Annotated in this window: 12 protein-coding genes and 1 pseudogene; 6 read left to right on the top strand and 7 right to left on the bottom strand. The window is 54.9% G+C overall.

The features are described from left to right. From ACIQ2T_RS06360 to ACIQ2T_RS06370, 3 genes and pseudogenes are all read left to right on the top strand, one after another. Positions 1-232 (top strand): annotated as a pseudogene (locus ACIQ2T_RS06360) (hypothetical protein); the annotation flags it as partial. Next, positions 229-1,443, top strand: a complete 1,215-nt coding sequence (gene kynU / locus ACIQ2T_RS06365; protein ID WP_397590088.1) for a kynureninase — start codon at positions 229-231, stop codon at positions 1,441-1,443. The pseudogene ACIQ2T_RS06360 and the gene kynU, both read left to right, overlap by 4 nt. Positions 1,444-1,469: 26 nt before the next feature. Then, positions 1,470-3,338, top strand: a complete 1,869-nt coding sequence (locus tag ACIQ2T_RS06370) for an ABC-F family ATP-binding cassette domain-containing protein (RefSeq protein WP_397590089.1) — start codon at positions 1,470-1,472, stop codon at positions 3,336-3,338. 269 nt (positions 3,339-3,607) lie between these two features. On the opposite strand, the gene ACIQ2T_RS06375 is transcribed toward ACIQ2T_RS06370, so the two are convergent. From ACIQ2T_RS06375 to ACIQ2T_RS06390, 4 genes are all read right to left on the bottom strand, one after another. Then, positions 3,608-4,144: an AAA family ATPase gene (locus ACIQ2T_RS06375; RefSeq protein WP_397590090.1), complete on the bottom strand. Its 537-nt coding sequence runs from the start codon at positions 4,142-4,144 to the stop codon at positions 3,608-3,610. Continuing rightward, positions 4,141-4,698, bottom strand: coding sequence for a nicotinamide riboside transporter PnuC (gene pnuC, locus ACIQ2T_RS06380; RefSeq protein ID WP_397590091.1), 558 nt, complete (start codon positions 4,696-4,698; stop codon positions 4,141-4,143). Before pnuC ends, ACIQ2T_RS06375 begins: the two co-directional genes overlap by 4 nt. A 455-nt stretch (positions 4,699-5,153) precedes the next feature. Then, positions 5,154-6,200 (bottom strand): serine hydrolase, encoded by a 1,047-nt coding sequence (locus ACIQ2T_RS06385; RefSeq protein ID WP_397590092.1) that lies wholly within the window; start codon positions 6,198-6,200, stop codon positions 5,154-5,156. Between the two features lie 5 nt (positions 6,201-6,205). Further along, positions 6,206-6,667, bottom strand: coding sequence for a hypothetical protein (locus tag ACIQ2T_RS06390; protein ID WP_397590093.1), 462 nt, complete (start codon positions 6,665-6,667; stop codon positions 6,206-6,208). 212 nt (positions 6,668-6,879) lie between these two features. Here ACIQ2T_RS06390 and ACIQ2T_RS06395 point away from each other — a divergent pair, with 212 nt between their 5' ends. From ACIQ2T_RS06395 to ACIQ2T_RS06405, 3 genes are all read left to right on the top strand, one after another. Beyond that, on the top strand, positions 6,880-8,637 hold the full coding sequence (locus ACIQ2T_RS06395) for an alpha/beta fold hydrolase (RefSeq protein ID WP_397590094.1): 1,758 nt from the start codon (positions 6,880-6,882) through the stop codon (positions 8,635-8,637). Positions 8,638-8,742: 105 nt separating this feature from the next. Then, on the top strand, positions 8,743-9,576 hold the full coding sequence (locus ACIQ2T_RS06400; RefSeq protein ID WP_397590095.1) for an alpha/beta fold hydrolase: 834 nt from the start codon (positions 8,743-8,745) through the stop codon (positions 9,574-9,576). 139 nt (positions 9,577-9,715) lie between these two features. After that, the gene (locus ACIQ2T_RS06405) at positions 9,716-10,396 is read left to right on the top strand and encodes a purine phosphorylase (protein ID WP_397590096.1); all 681 of its coding nucleotides are present in this window, start codon (positions 9,716-9,718) and stop codon (positions 10,394-10,396) included. Here ACIQ2T_RS06405 and ACIQ2T_RS06410 read toward each other — a convergent pair. The 3 genes from ACIQ2T_RS06410 to ACIQ2T_RS06420 all read right to left on the bottom strand — a co-directional run bounded on the left by ACIQ2T_RS06410 (position 10,393) and on the right by ACIQ2T_RS06420 (position 16,073). After that, complete coding sequence (locus tag ACIQ2T_RS06410) at positions 10,393-11,601, bottom strand: DUF445 domain-containing protein (protein WP_397590099.1); 1,209 nt, start codon at positions 11,599-11,601, stop codon at positions 10,393-10,395. The two genes, ACIQ2T_RS06405 and ACIQ2T_RS06410, sit on opposite strands and share 4 nt — an antisense overlap. A gap of 115 nt (positions 11,602-11,716) precedes the next feature. Further along, the gene (locus ACIQ2T_RS06415; protein ID WP_397590097.1) at positions 11,717-14,863 is read right to left on the bottom strand and encodes an efflux RND transporter permease subunit; all 3,147 of its coding nucleotides are present in this window, start codon (positions 14,861-14,863) and stop codon (positions 11,717-11,719) included. 28 nt (positions 14,864-14,891) lie between these two features. After that, positions 14,892-16,073, bottom strand: a complete 1,182-nt coding sequence (locus tag ACIQ2T_RS06420; protein WP_397590098.1) for an efflux RND transporter periplasmic adaptor subunit — start codon at positions 16,071-16,073, stop codon at positions 14,892-14,894. Positions 16,074-16,296: the final 223 nt, after the last annotated feature.

A 16,296-nucleotide genomic window follows, 5' to 3' on the forward strand; every position in this document is an offset into this window, starting at 1 on the left:
GATGGCGGGCGATGCCTTTGCGCGCGTTTCGCCGCCGGAGATGCCCAAGACGCGCGGGCGGGAGATCCAGTTTAACAACGATCGCGATCGCATCGCGCCGCCCGTCTTTGGCAGGGCTTATGGCGCAAAGATGGTGACGACGTCGGGCGAAGGCCATGTCGAGCTGATTGCACCCGATAGTGTGAGTTGGGGCAAGCAGCGCGCGGAGATACTTAGGGTATTTAAGTTATGACTTTGGAGCAGGCAGAGGCACTGGATGCGGAGGATCCTCTGGCTTCATATCGTGCACAGTTTATGTGCCCGGCAGGGGTAATTTACCTTGATGGCAATTCGCTAGGGCAATTGCCGACGGCAACGATTGCTACCGGGGCAGAGGCCATCACCCACGCTTGGGGGCAGCGGTTGATCCGTGGCTGGAACGAGGGTTGGATTGATACGCCGCAGCGCGTTGGCGCGATGATCGCGCCGCTGATTGGCGCGGCCCCGGATGAAGTGATCTCTGCGGATTCCACGTCAGTGAATTTGTACAAGCTGATCGTTGCTGCGCTGCGGCTGGACCCGAAACGCAATGTCGTCGTTAGCGAGGCTGGCAATTTCCCGACGGACCTGCACATTGCCGAAGGTGCAGTTGCTGCGGTCGCGGGAGCAGAGTTGCGCGTAATGGAGCGCGGCGCGCTGGCAGAAGCGTTGGGCGATGACACGGCGTTGCTGATGCTGACGCATGTACATTATAAGACAGCCGAACGTTTCGACATGGCCGCGTGGACGAAGGCAGCGCATGACGCTGGCGCTTTGGTGTGTTGGGATTTGAGCCATAGTGCGGGCGCGGTCGCTGTTGGGTTGAATCCAGCCGGCGCGGATCTCGCGGTGGGTTGCGGCTATAAATACCTCAACGGTGGCCCCGGTGCGCCTGCGTTTCTCTATGTTGCGAAGCGCTGGCAAGAGAGGTTGCAAAATCCGTTGTCGGGCTGGATGGGCCATGCCGCGCCGTTCGAATTCGCCGATGGTTATGAAGCGGCGCCGGGGATGAAACGGTGGTTGACCGGCACGCCATGCGTGCTGAGCCTTGTGGGGTTGGAAAGCGGTCTGAAGCTATGGGCTGACATCGATATCAGGCAGGTCGAGGCGAAATCAGCGGCCTTGTGGGAAATTTTTCACGCGGCTGGCACGGCGGCGGGGATGGAGTGCGTGACACCTTCGGACCCACAGCAACGCGGCAGCCACATCTCCTTCCGCCACCCGAACGCATACGAAATTGTGCAAGCACTTATCGCGCGCGGCGTCATCGGCGATTTCCGCGATCCCGACATCATGCGCTTTGGCCTGACGCCGCTAATGCTCCGCCATGCCGACATTTGGCGTGCGGGCGAGATGCTGCGCGAGATAGTCGCTAGCGGTAGTTTTCGTGCGCCGGAATTTGCTGTGCGGTATGCGGTGACATAGGCGTTTCGCTCTGCTAGGCGGCGCGCATGCTTAACCTGAACGGTATCACCGTGCGCCTTGGCGGACGCACTATCCTTGACCGCGCCACTGCGGCCTTGCCTCCTTATAGCCGTATCGGCCTGATCGGACGCAATGGCGCTGGTAAATCGACGCTGATGAAGGTGATGATTGGCTCGCTGGAGGCCGATGACGGCAGCCTGGAGATGCCCAAGGGCACGCGCATCGGTTATATCGCGCAAGAGGCGCCTGCGGGCGATTCTACCCCGTTTGACACCGTGCTGGCGGCGGATACCGAGCGTGCGGCTTTGATGATCGAAAGCGAGCAAGAGGGGCTTGACCATGACCGCATGGCCGAGGTGCATGAACGCCTGATCGCGATTGACGCTTACACCGCGCCTGCGCGCGCGTCGCGTATTCTTGTTGGCCTTGGCTTTGACGAAGAGATGCAGGGCAAGCCGCTCGATAGCTTCTCGGGTGGTTGGAAAATGCGCGTGGCGCTGGCGTCCTTATTGTTTTCGCAGCCGGATTTGCTTTTGCTGGATGAACCGTCGAACCACTTGGATTTGGAAGCGACATTGTGGCTGGAAAACTTCCTCAAGGGCTATCCCGCGATGATGGTGGTGATCAGCCATGAACGCGACCTGTTAAACAACGTCGTTGACCATATCCTGCATCTGGAGGGCGGACAGGTGACTTTGTACTCTGGCGGCTATGACTCGTTCGAGCGCCAACGTGCCGAGCGCGCCGCGCAGCTGGCGGCGGCCAAGGCAAGCCAAGATGCGCAACGTGCCAAGCTGCAGGATTATGTCGCGCGTAACTCGGCGCGTGCCTCCACCGCCAAGCAGGCGCAGTCCAGAGCCAAGGCGCTGGCGCGGATGCAGCCGATTGCCGCAATGGCCGAAGATCCGACCTTGAGCTTTGACTTTCCAAGCCCGGATGAATTGAAACCACCATTGGTCACGTTGGATCTGGCGAGTGTCGGCTATACCGAAGGCAACCCGATATTAGAGCGGTTGAACTTGCGGATTGACCCTGATGACCGGATCGCTCTGCTTGGGCGCAACGGTAATGGTAAGACCACGCTGGCGCGATTGCTCGCCGCGCAACTGACGCCAATGGAAGGGCAGATGAATTCCTCCGGCAAAATGCGCGTCGGTTATTTCACCCAATATCAGGTTGAGGAGCTTGACGGCGACGATACCCCGCTTGAGCATATGACCCATCAGATGAAGGGCGCGAACCCCGGCGCGGTGCGCGCGCAATTGGGACGCTTTGGCTTTTCGGGCGCAAAGGCGACGACCAAGGTTGGCAAATTGTCGGGCGGCGAACGTGCGCGGCTCGCGCTGGCGCTGATTACCCGCGATGCGCCGCATATGCTGATCCTCGATGAGCCAACGAACCACTTGGATGTCGATGCGCGTGAGGCATTGGTGCAGGCGCTGAATGAATATGAAGGCACTGTGGTGCTGGTCAGCCATGACCGCCATATGCTTGAGCTGACGGCGGACCGGCTGGTGCTCGTAGATGGAGGCACTGCGACCGAATTTTCCGGCACGATTGAGGATTATACCGACTTCATCCTGGGCAAGGGGCCAGCGAAGGAGAAGGTATCAAAGGCCGATCGCAAGGACGACAAGAAAGCTGCGGCTGCTGCGCGTGAGGCGCAAGCCAAGCTTAAGCGGGATGTGAGTGATGCCGAGGCTGACTTGGCCAAGCTTGAGGTTGTGTTGAGCGCGATTGACCGAGCGATGTTTGACCCTGCGTCGGCAGCAAACGAGTATAAGAACCTGACGATGGGCGAACTGTCGCAACGGCGCGGCAAAATTATCGCCGCGCAGGAAGCTGCCGGGGCTCGCTGGGTTGCGGCGGGTGAGGCGTTGGAGAAGGTCTGTTAGGGCCCAAGCTTGCAATTTGACTGTTCTCAATGGCGTAATTTTCAGCCACAGTAGCTCTGTGCAAATTGGTGCCGTCCTCGCACACCTTTATTGCTAATTTATCTCCGAAACGGATGCAAATATCGCAGGTTCTGGTGCAGTCTAAAGCGATTTAGACCATCTGCACCTTTACGATCCAACTATTACAGTTTTGCTTGCATGTGCGTGGTTCAGAAGATCGCTTTGCAGGCGCATCATTCCATGCGAATATGAAAGCAGCATATTTCGGTTCATTCGGCCCCTAATATCGCGTCCTTTGCCGCCGCGAAGCGCGCTTCGCCGAGCCCCTGAATGCGGACGTAATGCACATCATTTCTGACGAGTTCCATTGTGCACAAATCAAAAAACTGCCGTCGCTCAGCAGGTTGCGCATAGACGCGAAGGCCATCATCTAAGAAGGGGAGGTCGATATCCAGCAAAAGATAAAGGTCGGAAAAGCCTTTAAAGCTGTCGAAATAGCCGTCGCGCAGATAGCCCGGCGTTGTGCCGAACATCATATCCACCCAGACGGCGGTGATGAGTGGGTCTGTGTCAAACAACACAAAGCCAGCGCCCAGTTCGCCTGCGCGTGCGGCGGCAGCGCGGTTCATGGCGTCTTGCGTCTGCGCGATGTGGATCAGTTCTTGTCTGCCAATGTCGGTGCCATGCGCCTCACAATATGCACGGCCATATTCGGGTACTACTTCGCATCCGAGTTCCGCCGCGAGCCGAGTGCCCAACGTCGATTTTCCGGTACTTTCGGGACCGTGAAGGCAGATACGCTTCATTTTTGTTCCGCCTTGCGCCATGCGATCAGTCCGGCAACAGCTAAGACAAGGAATAGCCCATAAAGACCTGCGGTCAGATACAATTTCTTCATGGCATATAGCGGAATGGAAATCAGGTTGACGATGATCCAGAAATGCCAGTTTTCTACAAAGCGCCGTGCCATCAATATCTGGCCGGCAATAGAGAGCATCGCGACCGATGCGTCCCAATATGGATAGGCGGCATCGGTTTCAGCATGCATTACGGCGCCCCATGCCCAAATCGCGGCAATAGCACCCAATATCCAATAACCATAACCCATAGCAGAAATGCGCCGGACAATGATGTCTCCGCTGTCTGCCTTGTTCCGCGTCCAGCTCCACCAACCGTACAGATTCACAGCCGCAAAAAATATTTGTAGCCCTGCATCGCTGTACAGCTTGGCGTCACGGAAAATGAGGAAATACAGCGACACCATGATTATCGCGACGGGGAAATTCCACACCGACCGCTTAATAATCAATAAGATGTTGGCAATGCCAAGCAGAACGGCAAGGATCTCAAGTAAGCTCATGCTCGGTGATTTAGCGGCCCAGTCGCGGGACGCAAGTGCCGTGCATCAGTGCGGTTAAGTAAAGCTAAATCCGGCAATTCTAACCCCACTGACATGGGCGACCCTTGCCATTGGTCCTAAACTAAGTAGACATAGCAAGTGGCGCGCGCCCGGTTCATTGCGTGTACATCGGCCTGCAACCTATATCCAAATCCATATAACGCGTTGAGGCTAGTGCCAAATGCCGGGTCGGGTTTCAGGTTCTTGCGGAGCCATGCGACATGTGTGTCGATCGTCCGCGACTGCTATTCCACGGTCTTTTACCACAAAGTCATCGATATTGTTCGAAGAATTAAACCGGTTTGTGTGTTGCCAGTTGAGGGAAAGCTGACACCGTCGATGCAGTTTTGTATCCCAGAATACTGACTTTATTGGTTTTTTAAAGATACGGAATGACGCCGCATGACTGAAGTTGCTTATGTCTTCCGGTGAATTTCGTTGTGGTGGTGGATGATCGCGCGGGCAACATTTTGCATCATGCCGTTCGTCACCTGCATATCGGAACGTGTCTGCGCGATCATTACAGCTACCGGATAAAGGCAACCATCTGGTGCCTTCATTACGCCTACATCGTTAATCGCGGTCGACGTCGAACCAAGGACTTGGCCGGTCCCCGTTTTGTGCGCGAGGCTCCAGTGCGGGGCGAGCCCTGAGCGCAGTCGGGATTTGCCGGTGTATGTGCCTGCCATGAGCTTTAGCAATTTTGCACCGGGGTCATTGGGGCCACGTTCACTGAAGCGTTTTAGTACCAGAACAATAGTCCCGGGCGCGGCGCCATCAAGGGGTGCTTCAAGATAGGCCGCCAATGCTGCCTCACGCTTTTCCATCGGAATACGCGATCGCTGCTCCTTGAATGCATTGCCTTGTCTATATTGTGGTTTCCACTCAACGCCAGCGATTGCGCTTTGCAGCAGGACTTCGCCCGGACCGAAGCGAATGGACGTCACCTTGCGTCGGTCAAGCATCTTGTTGATCGATTTTGAACCACCTGCTAAGTGCAATAACACGCTGTTCGCCAGATTGTCACTGGCATTAATGGCGTGCGCGAGCAATTCGCGTATAGGCATTTCGAATGAGTCCCTACCGTCGAGATAACGTTTTAAAGGCTGGCTGAAGACAACTACGTCGTCGCCGCTGACCCGGATGCGCTTATCCAGCGACAATTTGCCCGCAGCCTCTTGTTCCAAGATCGTCAGCGCAACCCACATTTTGGAAACGCTTTGCTGCGGAAAGCGTTCGGTCTGTCGCTTGCCGATAATGTCTTTGGAAAGTGGTGGATAGATAGCAATACCAAGGCGGCCCGGAAACTTCTTCCAGAGCGCATCAATTTCAGACTGAAGCTTGGCATCGGCTGCAGCAATGGCATTGGTCGCTTTAATGGGTGAAGCGTCACCGGCTAAAGCTGTTGCCGTAAATGCCAATACGCCCAGGGCGATAGCGATAGCCTTTATATAGCCGCGCATGATATCTAACTTTTTGTTTGAGCCGTGGCAGCGGTTGGTATGCCAGCCTTCATCGGAGATTTTACCGTGACTGGCGTGGAACCGAAATCGAGCCAACGCGTGTCACTGGCTGCGGTCAGAAGCATGATGGAGAGTATCGCGATCTGGATCAGAACAATGATAGCTATCCAAGCCTTTGCGTGGCGAAGCATTTGGGCAACAACAATGCTGTTCGCTTCAAATTCATGGTGAATAAGATCAGTCGTCATGCGGATTTCTGATACGGAAAGGCTGTGGCTTTGGCGCAATTCGACCAACTCTTCCTCTAGCGCGCGAACCGTTTTTACGATTTCAGCATGTCGCTGCTGCGTGCCATCCTGGATGCTGTCCAGATGCTCACGGATCATCTGCTCCGCCCGTGCCGGCTTGACACCAGCGGCTTTTAGCAGCCGTCCTAGGCCCTCAAGCTGCTTTACCTTAGCTGTCATTTGTAATGGCCATTTGGCTTGTTTTGATAGGTGACAGCGACATTGGGCCGGTCGAAGGTTGGCATTAACTTACTCCTAGACGCCTGCTTTAATACATGCTGCGACTTGTCTCTAGTTTAGATATGCTTATTTGCAATCGTTCAAACTGCGAGGAGTATTTGACCAAATGGTCGGGCCGTGTAATTCTCCGCATGAGGGCAAAGGAGAGGACCATGGCGAGCAAGGCGGAAACCGGCGGAAACGCGAAAACGGGCAAAAAGAAATCGCAAAAGAAAGGCGCGCCTTTTTCGGGGATCGCAGGGGCTTTTGATGCAGCTAATGATGCCACCATGGCACTCGGCCCGCTCGCCGGTTTGGCGCGAGAGGATTTCATTGGCGCAATTGGCCTAATGCTCCGCCAAACAGCGACCAACCCCGATAAGGCTTGGAAGGCGACAACCAACTTCTCCGAAGATGTTGTTAAGATCATGACTGGAAAGTCCGACCTTGCGCCTGATGCCAAAGACAAGCGTTTCATGGACCCGGCTTGGACCTTCAATCCGTTTTTCAAGGCAGGCGCGCAATATTATCTGGCGGTGCAAAAGGGCGTCAAAAGCTATATTGAGGATTTAGACCTCGATGCGCTGGAACGCGACCGTGCAAACTTTGTTTCGCAGATCATCATCGACGCGATGTCGCCGACGAACAGCTTGATCGGTAACCCGACCGCACAGAAACGGCTTGTAGACTCTGGCGGCCTAAGCCTCGTGAAGGGACTGAAAAACGCCTATAACGACATGGTCCACAACGATATGATGGTGAGCCAGGTCAACAAAAAGCCGTTCAAGCTTGGTGAAAATGTTGCGACCGCAAAGGGTGCGGTTGTGTATCGCGATGAACGCTTTGAACTCATCCAATATGTGCCCACGACTGACAAGGTTTTCGCAACGCCGCAGCTGACCATCCCGCCGCAGATCAACAAAATGTATATCAATGATCTGTCGCCGGAAAAATCGATCATCAAATGGCAGACCGACCACGGAATTCAGCCATTTATGATTTCATGGCGCAACCCCACCCACGACATGGGCGTATGGGGCATGGCCGAATATATCGAAAGCTGCGTCAAGGCACTTGATGTCGTGTGTGAGATTACTGGCAGCGACAAGGTCAACATTTCCGGCGGCTGTTCCGGCGGGCAGACGATGTCGGTGCTGCTCTCCAAACTCGCGTCGATGGGTGACACTCGCGCTAACGCCATCACGATGATGGTGTGTGTTCTCGAACCCAGGCCCGGCGACACTGAGGCGGCGAGCCTTGTGTCGCACAATGGAATCGCGCTGGCACGGCAGCGCGCCGCGAAAAAGGGCGTGATTGAAGGCAGCAGCCTTGCGCGCGGTTTTGCATGGTTGCGGCCCAACGACCTGATCTGGAACTATGTCATCAACAATTATCTGCTCGGCGATGATCCGCCTGCGTTTGATATTCTGTTCTGGAATGCCGATGCGACCAACCTATCATCGGCGTTGATGGGCGACTTTTTGGAGCTGTTTGAGGCCAATGCCTATGCTTCGCCGGGTGCGCTCGACATTGCGGGACATACGCTTGACCTGACCAAGGTGACGGGCGATCTCTTCGTTTTGGGCGGGACTACCGACCACATTACGCCATGGCGTGCATGTTACCGTTCGACGCAATTGTTCGGTAGCAAAAATGTCGAATTCATCCTGAGCCAGGCTGGCCATATGCAAGCAATCTTGAATCCTCCGGGCAACCCCAAGGCGAAATACTGGAAGCATTCGAACGGCAAGACCCCAGCCGACGTCACTGAATGGATGAAAGGCACCGAAGAAGTCGCCGGAAGCTGGTGGCCACATTGGATGGAGTGGCTCCATGCCCGATCTGGCGCAGAGGTTGCTCCACCTGCAACCCAGGGGAGCAAAAAGCATCCAGCTATGGAACCCGCACCTGGCCTGTACGTTTTGGAGTGACGCGTTTGATCAGGTGTTGTGGCATGGCTCTTTCTTCCTTGCGTGTAGGGGACCAGCCGCTAGACTGCCTGCAACGCCCGCGATAGGCGCGGCAAAGGAACATATATGAGCAAAAACCGCGCGCCGACATTCAGCATGGAAACCGTTGATGGCCGCGTATTGCGGGTTGCGGTTTGGCGTGGCAGCGCGCCAACCCATAATCTGCCGACCTTGTTCTTTAACGGCATTGGCGCGAATATTGAGGCGATGGCGCCGATGGCTGAACTGTTGGATGACCGAGACTTTATCACTTTTGACATGCCCGGTATTGGCGGATCTCCAGATCCGGTTGTGCCGTATAATGCGATCCTAATGTCACGGATTGCGGCATTGCTGCTTGATCGTTTTGAGATACCGGTTGTCGACGTGATGGGGGTCAGTTGGGGCGGCGCGATGGCGCAGCAATTTGCGTTGCAGAATCCAGCGCGTATCAACAAACTCATCCTGTGCGCAACCAGCGCAGGCATGTTGATGGTGCCTGGTAATCCTGCCGCTTTAGTCAAAATGGCCGACCCGCGGCGTTACATAGACCCCGACTTCATGGCGAAGCATTTCAAGACGCTGTACGGCGGTATGGTGGGCAATAAGTCGGAGCATATTGGCCGGATCACGCCGCCGTCGAAGACTGGATATTTCTACCAGTTGATGGCGATGATGGGATGGACCAGCGCGCCATTCCTGCCTTTTTTGAAAACTGAAACATTGATCATGATGGGCGATGATGATCAGATTGTGCCGCTCGCGAATGGCAAGTTTTTAAATTTCCTGATCCCCAACAGCGAATTGTTCGTGGTGAAAAATGGTGGGCATTTGTTCCTTCTGAGCCATGTCGATGAAAGCATCACGGCTATTCGGGTATTCCTTGATCGCGATGCGGGCAAGGCACGCAAGGCAGCGTGATCTCGTGCTGTGTTCCGAATTTCACAAACGACACGATAATGTCGCGATAACGCGTTTTCCCTTAGTTTTGAATTGTCATGATAACTTCGCAATTCACCTGCTAGAATAATATCTTATTCAAAACAGGGGCAGGAGCAGTATGTTTAAGACTATTGGTGTTATCGCTGGCGTGGATGCCGAAGCGGCTGCCCTGTTCCCCGGTCAAAGCGCAAATGTTGAGGCGCTGCACGGCTTTATGGTGCGGCAGGTGCAATTTGCGGACCGTAACATTGCCATTACGTGCAGCGGCATTGGCAAGGTAAACGCGGCAATGGCCGCAATGATGCTGGTTGAACATTATCATTCCGACCTTTTGATTGTTGTTGGCACGGCGGGTAAATTGAATGGCCGCGACGGGGCTTGCTTTCAGATCGTGGAGGCCGTGCAGGGCGATTATGGCGCATCACGCTCCGACGGCTTTGTGCATTATAGGGCAGGGGCGTGGCCAATTGGAGAGGCGCATGCCGAACCTTTCTACGCCGCTATCATGCCGGAGACGGGCCTGCCCAAGGTGCGTGTCATTTCCAGTGATTGCTTTATGGAAAGCGCTGACCATGGCGAACGGCTGCATAAGGCGTTGAGCGGTGATATTGTCGATATGGAAACCGCCGCCGTAGCACAGGCAGCTACGCGCATGGACATTCCGTGGGCCGCGATAAAGGCCGTCAGCGATGATGCCAATGGCAATAGCGCGGGCGATTTTCAGGCCAATTTAAAATATGCTGCACGATTGGCAGCAGAGGCAACACAGCGCATGATTGCCGATTTACCGCAGGGCTAAATTAGCAATCCCACGGCATGGATGATGATGCCTGCCATGCCGCCTACCAAAGTGCCGTTGATGCGGATGAACTGAAGGTCGCTGCCAACCGCATTTTCTACGCGATCCGTAATGGTGGATGCATCCCAGCGGGCAATGGTTTCGGACACCAGCTTGACGATATTGTCACCATAACTCTCGGTCGTGCCAACAATGGCGCGGCGGGCAAAGCGGTTGATTTGATGCTTGAGCCGTGCGTCTTCTTGAAAAGTTCCGCCCAGTTTAATCAGCGCATCGCCAAAGCTTCCCGCCAGCGCCGCGTCTGGGTTGCGCGCCGCCTTTAACAGGCCATCGCGGCCTTGATCCCACAGGCTGTTGATCCATTTGCTCATCGCAGGGTTTTCGAGCAATTGTCCCTTCCAGTGCGCGACCTTGGCTTGCAATTCCTTGTCATGACGTAGGTCGTGGGCAAGCTTTGCAAGTCCTTCTTCGCCCTTTTCCCGCAACGGATGATCCGGGTCTTCGACCATTTCATGCAGCAGCTTATTCAAGCCATTGACGATGGCGTTAGCCAGTTTTTCGTCAAGGCCCGTCCAGCGCATGATCGTGTTGGCCCGTTCCTCAACCATTTCGCGGATGAGATGTTCATTGGCCTCCAACGTTGACGACGCCCATTTGATGATACTGTCGAGCACAGGGATATGCCGCCGTTCGCGGATCATCGCGCTCAATAGCTGCCCAAGCAAAGGCGCGATATCGAGCTTATCAAGTTGTTTGCGTATTGCGCCCTTGGCAACGCCGCCGAGGCGTTCATCATCCAACGCCGCGATGATATTACCCATCAGCCGCGATGCCCCCATGCGCATGCGACCTTCGCCACCTGAGGAGGCACTGAGGAATTTGCCCATTGCGCCTGCCACATCCATGCGCTGCACGCGGCGGGCAACGACCTTTGTCGTCAGGAAATTGGTGCGCAGAAAACTGGCCAATGTGCGGCCAAGCCGTTCCTTGTTATTCGGAATGATCGCGGTGTGCGGAATGGGTATGCCTAAAGGATGCCTGAAGAGCGCTGTGACGGCAAACCAGTCGGCTAGGCCACCAATCATCCCGGCCTCGGCAAAGGCCCTTAAAAAGCCCCAATAGCCATCGTAACGGGTTTCCATATATTTGCCGAAAACAAACAATGCCGCCATGCACAACAGCAAGGCCGTTGCGATAATGCGCATTTGGCGCAGTTCGGCGTCGCGTTCGGCGTAACGGACTTTTTCCGACAGGCCCAGTTGATTGGTAGATTTCACATCATTGCCTTAGCCAAGGCGCGCCATGCTGCCAAGCACAGCGTCACTCTGCCGGCTGAAGTCCGCCCAAGTCGCCTTTGCCGGGGGCGTTGCCTGTCGGCTTAGCGGGCTCCGCAACAATCTCTTTATCCTGTGTGGGGTCATAGGTTAGCAACCGGGAACGCAACCATGGGCCAACGCGCTTTTCAAAGCCGTCAGCCAGGCTGAACCCGGCAGGGACGATAAGCAAGGTTAGCAACGTCGAGACGATAAGGCCGCCGATCACGACCGTGCCCATCGGCGACCGCCATTGGCCGTCACCGCCCAAGGAAAGCGCCGTAGGGACCATGCCAGCTGTCATGGCAACGGTGGTCATGACGATTGGCTGGGCACGCTTATGACCAGCTTCCATAATCGCCTGAAACTTTGGAACACCGCGCGCCATTTCCTCAATCGCAAAGTCGATCAACAGGATCGAGTTTTTCGCCACGATACCAAAGAGCATTAAGATGCCGATGAAGACAGGCATTGAAATCGGTTGACCAACCAGTGCAAGCGCAACCAATCCGCCCAACGGCGCGAGCAAGAGTGACCCCATATTGACCAGAGGTGACATGAAGCGATGGTAAAGAAGAACCAGTACCGCAAACACCAGTAAGGTTCCTGAAACCAATGCGACCACGAAGTTTTGCTGCATTTCCAGTTCCCACTCCTGACTACCAAAGGGTGCACGTGACACGCCCGTTGGCAGGTTTTTCATGATGGGAAGCGCGTTAATTATGGTGTCTGCTTGTGACGCAACCACCCCAGGAGCAAAGTCTGCACCAACAAAGGTGCGGAAATTCTGGTTACGGCGCTGGACGGAAGTTGGGCCTGCGCCAAAGCTGATGTCCGCCACGCGCGATAACGGCACAGATCCGCCGGTAGCCAATGGCACTGGCAAGTTTCGGATGACATCAAGGCTTTGACGTGACTCTTTCGCGAGCATTACGCGGATCGGGATCTGACGATCGGACAGCGAGAATTTTGCGCTATTCTGGTCAATATCGCCTAGCGTTGCGATGCGTATAGTCTGGCTCAGCGCTACGGTTGATACGCCAAGCTGTGACGCTATGTCATTACGCGGCTTTATAATCAACTCAGGACGCTGCAAATCCGCGGAGATACGGGGCGCACGCAGCTCGGGCAACCCCTTCATTTGTTCGACCAGCGTTGCCGCGGTCTTATCGAGCATCTTTGGATCTGATCCTGATAGCATAACCGAAACATCACGGCCGGAACCACCGCCGCCACCGCCGCCGGGGCCGTTAACCTGAAATGTCACACGGGCATCTGCGATTTTGGTTAGCAAGGGCGTGAGGTCTTCCTCAAACTGTTGGCTGGTCCGCGCCCTGTCCTTTTTCAAGGTGATGAAAATGTTGGCGCCGCCTTCGCGCAAGCTCTGCAAGGCCGTTTCAACCTCGGGCTGCTTTTCGATAATTGCAGCAGCCTCGCTGGTGATTTTGCGCGTGCGTTCCAACGTGGTTCCCGGGACCATTTCTATACGGACCCGGCTAAAATCGGTATCCCCGTCGGGGAAGAACTGTTTTGGTAGGATAACCAGCAATGCCACCGTGAGTGCCAAAGCTACTGCGCCGATACCCATCATCCAACGGCGGTGACCAAGTGACCAGCGCAGAATTTTCATATATCGATCGATCCAGCTGGCCTCGCCATGTTCGGCCATTCCATCAGATTTTAGGAAATAAGCCGCAATCATTGGCGTGATCATTCGGGCCACGGCAAGGCTCATTAGAACAGAGGCAACGACGGTCAGGCCAAAATTCTTAAAAAACTGCCCCGCAACCCCGGGCATCAGGCCAACTGGCAAAAACACTGCGACAATCGAAAATGTGGTCGCAACCACAGCAAGCCCAATCTCATCGGCAGCGTCAATGGATGCCTGATAGGCGGATTTGCCCATCCGCATATGCCGGACGATATTTTCAATCTCCACAATGGCGTCATCGACCAGCACCCCGGCCACAAGACCAAGCGCCAAAAGCGACATGGTGTTCAGCGTGAAGCCCATCAGGTCCAAAAACCAGAAAGTTGGAATGGCCGACAATGGGATAGCAATCGCCGATATAATCGTCGCACGCCAATCGCGCAGGAACAGGAAAACCACAACGATGGCAAGAAGTGCGCCCTCAATCATCGCTGCCATTGAGCTCTTATACTGGCCCTTGGTGTAATCGACGCTGTTGAACAGCGTGATGAAGTTAATGCCAGGATTCTCTTTTTTTATTTCCGCGATTTTGACCATCGCATCATCAAAGACGGTGACATCGGACGCGCCCTTTGCGCGGGACATGCCGAACGTGACAACTTGTTTGCCGCCGGCAAAGGCCATGGATTTCTGCTCGCTGAAACCGTCAGTTACTGCAGCCACATCGGCCAATTTGATCGAACGCCCGCCGCTGAGGCTAATTTGGGTTTGGCTCAGTTCAAAAGCGTTGGTCGCGTTGCCGAGAACGCGAACAGACTGACGTGAACCCGCTATTTGCGATTGGCCGCCGGACGCGTTGATATTTTGCTGGCGGAGCACAGCGTTAATCTGGCTGGCGCTAACACCAAGTGATTGCATTTTTGCAGGATCAAGTACGACGCGAATTTCGCGGTTTACGCCGCCATTCCGGCTAACCGACGCCATGCCTTCGACGGCAAGCAAGCGACGGGCTACGCTATCGTCGACGAACCAGCTCAATTGCTCAAGTGTCATGTCGCTCGCTTCAACCGCGAAATAGGCGATTGGATCGCTGGACGTCGCAACCTTGAAAATTTGTGGTTCCAAGATGCCATCTGGTAAATCGCTGCGGATCTGGTCAACGGCGTTCTTTACTTCACTGACCGCCGCGTTGATGTCATCGCCAATTTCAAATTCAGCGCTAATTGTGGTGTTGCCCTCGGTTGAGGTAGCATCAATGTTACGAACGCCTTGAACACTGCGAATGGCAGATTCAACCTTCTGCGTAATCTGCGTTGTGATTTCGGTAGGTGCTGCACCGGGTTGAGAGATGGAGACAACAACAACGGGAAATTCGATATCGGGATCATTCTGCACGTCCATATTTATGAACGCCATGATACCGGCCAGGGTAAGCGCGACGAACAAGACGATCGGCACCACCGGGTTACGGATGGACCATGCAGAGATATTGTTAAAATTCATTTTTTTATGTTCCGAATGTCCGAAAAAACTACTGCTTTTTCAAAATCTTGGGATTGATCGTTTCGTCTGGATTGAGGAAGCCACCAGCGTAAAGGACCACGCGTTCCGTGCCAGCAAGTCCTTCTTCGATGATCAGCCCGTTTGCGGTGACTGGTCCAACCTTGACGGGCCGTTGCTTCACCTTATTGTCTTTACCAACGATATACACAAAGCTGCCGTTAGGGCCGGTTTGAACCGCGGACTCAGGCAGAACGGGCGCTGTCATGGCGCCGGATTTTATCTCCACAGACGCAAAACCGCCGGGGCGCAGAGCCTTGTCAAAGGGCAAAGCCACGCGGGCCATCCCTTGGCGGCTTTGTGCATCGATCATGGGGGAAATCTGCCAGATGTTTCCACTGAAAACGCGATCAGTCCCGACGGGGGTGACTGTCGCAGAAATGCCAACATCAATCTGTGCTAGATCATCTTCGCTCAGTTTCGCCTGAAGCTCAAGCTGGCCGTCCTTGGCAATGCGGAACAGGATGCCGCTACCGGCAGACACCGTCTGGCCAGTTTCGACATTACGTTCTAGCACATAGCCAGAAACAGGCGCGCGGACATCCAGTCTTGCGTTTCGCGCGCGCGTTTCGGCAAGCTGCGCATTAGCGACGTTAACACGGGCACGGGTTGCGTCCCGTGTGGCAGTTTTGCGATCAACATCAGCCTTTGAAATGAATCCACGCGCAACCAACTGCATGGCACGATCGAGCTCGTTTTGGGCCAACTGCAGGTCAGCCCGGGTAACGCCGATTTGCGCCTCAAGTGCTGCCGCCTGTTGGGCTTGGACTGAACGATCAACGCTCACAAGAATATCACCCTGGCTTACCCAGTCGCCAGCGTCTGCATAAACTTGAAGCACGCGGCCACCTTCACCAACAACACCAACGGGTATTTCGCGGCGGGCTGCCAAGGTGCCGGTGGCATTAATAGTCCGGGCAACCGTGTCGCGGCCAGGGACGACAACCGAAACGGTCTGCGCCTGCGCTGCTTTTTCCGCTTCGGCTGAGGCTGCTGGATCATTGCTCTTACCGAAAAAATAATAAGCGCCGCCGGCGATAATCAATATCGCCGCTATCACCGCCGCAATGATTATACGACGCCGGTTGCGATCCGCGTTATCGTCTTGCATTTCGTCATTCAGCGCGCCGCTCATCGTTGTCTCGTAATTCATACTGGTTTTCCAAGTTCAGTGCCGGGGGAGCGTGAGCTTCCCCTTAATATCCGTAATATCGCTGTATTACCCTAATAAGTCACTTGTCGCAAGGCGAGGAACGTCGAAGGGTTCAAAGAAGATTTACGCTTTAGAGTAGCCTGAAACCCTGTGGGTAACAATACAGACTGATGCCTCATATGTTTCGACAAACGGCATAAAAAAGCATCGCAGAATGTGATTG

This window comes from Sphingorhabdus sp. (assembly GCF_044357595.1).
Taxonomy (GTDB): Bacteria; Pseudomonadota; Alphaproteobacteria; order Sphingomonadales; family Sphingomonadaceae; genus Sphingorhabdus_B.

Excerpts from the sequence above, each read along its gene's own strand:
- kynU (WP_397590088.1), top strand. The coding sequence starts at position 229 with ATGACTTTGGAGCAGGCAGAGGCACTGGATGCGGAGGATCCTCTGGCT.
- ACIQ2T_RS06370 (WP_397590089.1), top strand. The coding sequence starts at position 1,470 with ATGCTTAACCTGAACGGTATCACCGTGCGCCTTGGCGGACGCACTATC.
- ACIQ2T_RS06375 (WP_397590090.1), bottom strand. The coding sequence starts at position 4,144 with ATGAAGCGTATCTGCCTTCACGGTCCCGAAAGTACCGGAAAATCGACG.
- pnuC (WP_397590091.1), bottom strand. The coding sequence starts at position 4,698 with ATGAGCTTACTTGAGATCCTTGCCGTTCTGCTTGGCATTGCCAACATC.
- ACIQ2T_RS06385 (WP_397590092.1), bottom strand. The coding sequence starts at position 6,200 with ATGCGCGGCTATATAAAGGCTATCGCTATCGCCCTGGGCGTATTGGCA.
- ACIQ2T_RS06390 (WP_397590093.1), bottom strand. The coding sequence starts at position 6,667 with ATGACAGCTAAGGTAAAGCAGCTTGAGGGCCTAGGACGGCTGCTAAAA.
- ACIQ2T_RS06395 (WP_397590094.1), top strand. The coding sequence starts at position 6,880 with ATGGCGAGCAAGGCGGAAACCGGCGGAAACGCGAAAACGGGCAAAAAG.
- ACIQ2T_RS06400 (WP_397590095.1), top strand. The coding sequence starts at position 8,743 with ATGAGCAAAAACCGCGCGCCGACATTCAGCATGGAAACCGTTGATGGC.
- ACIQ2T_RS06405 (WP_397590096.1), top strand. The coding sequence starts at position 9,716 with ATGTTTAAGACTATTGGTGTTATCGCTGGCGTGGATGCCGAAGCGGCT.
- ACIQ2T_RS06410 (WP_397590099.1), bottom strand. The coding sequence starts at position 11,601 with ATGCGCATTATCGCAACGGCCTTGCTGTTGTGCATGGCGGCATTGTTT.
- ACIQ2T_RS06415 (WP_397590097.1), bottom strand. The coding sequence starts at position 14,863 with ATGAATTTTAACAATATCTCTGCATGGTCCATCCGTAACCCGGTGGTG.
- ACIQ2T_RS06420 (WP_397590098.1), bottom strand. The coding sequence starts at position 16,073 with ATGAATTACGAGACAACGATGAGCGGCGCGCTGAATGACGAAATGCAA.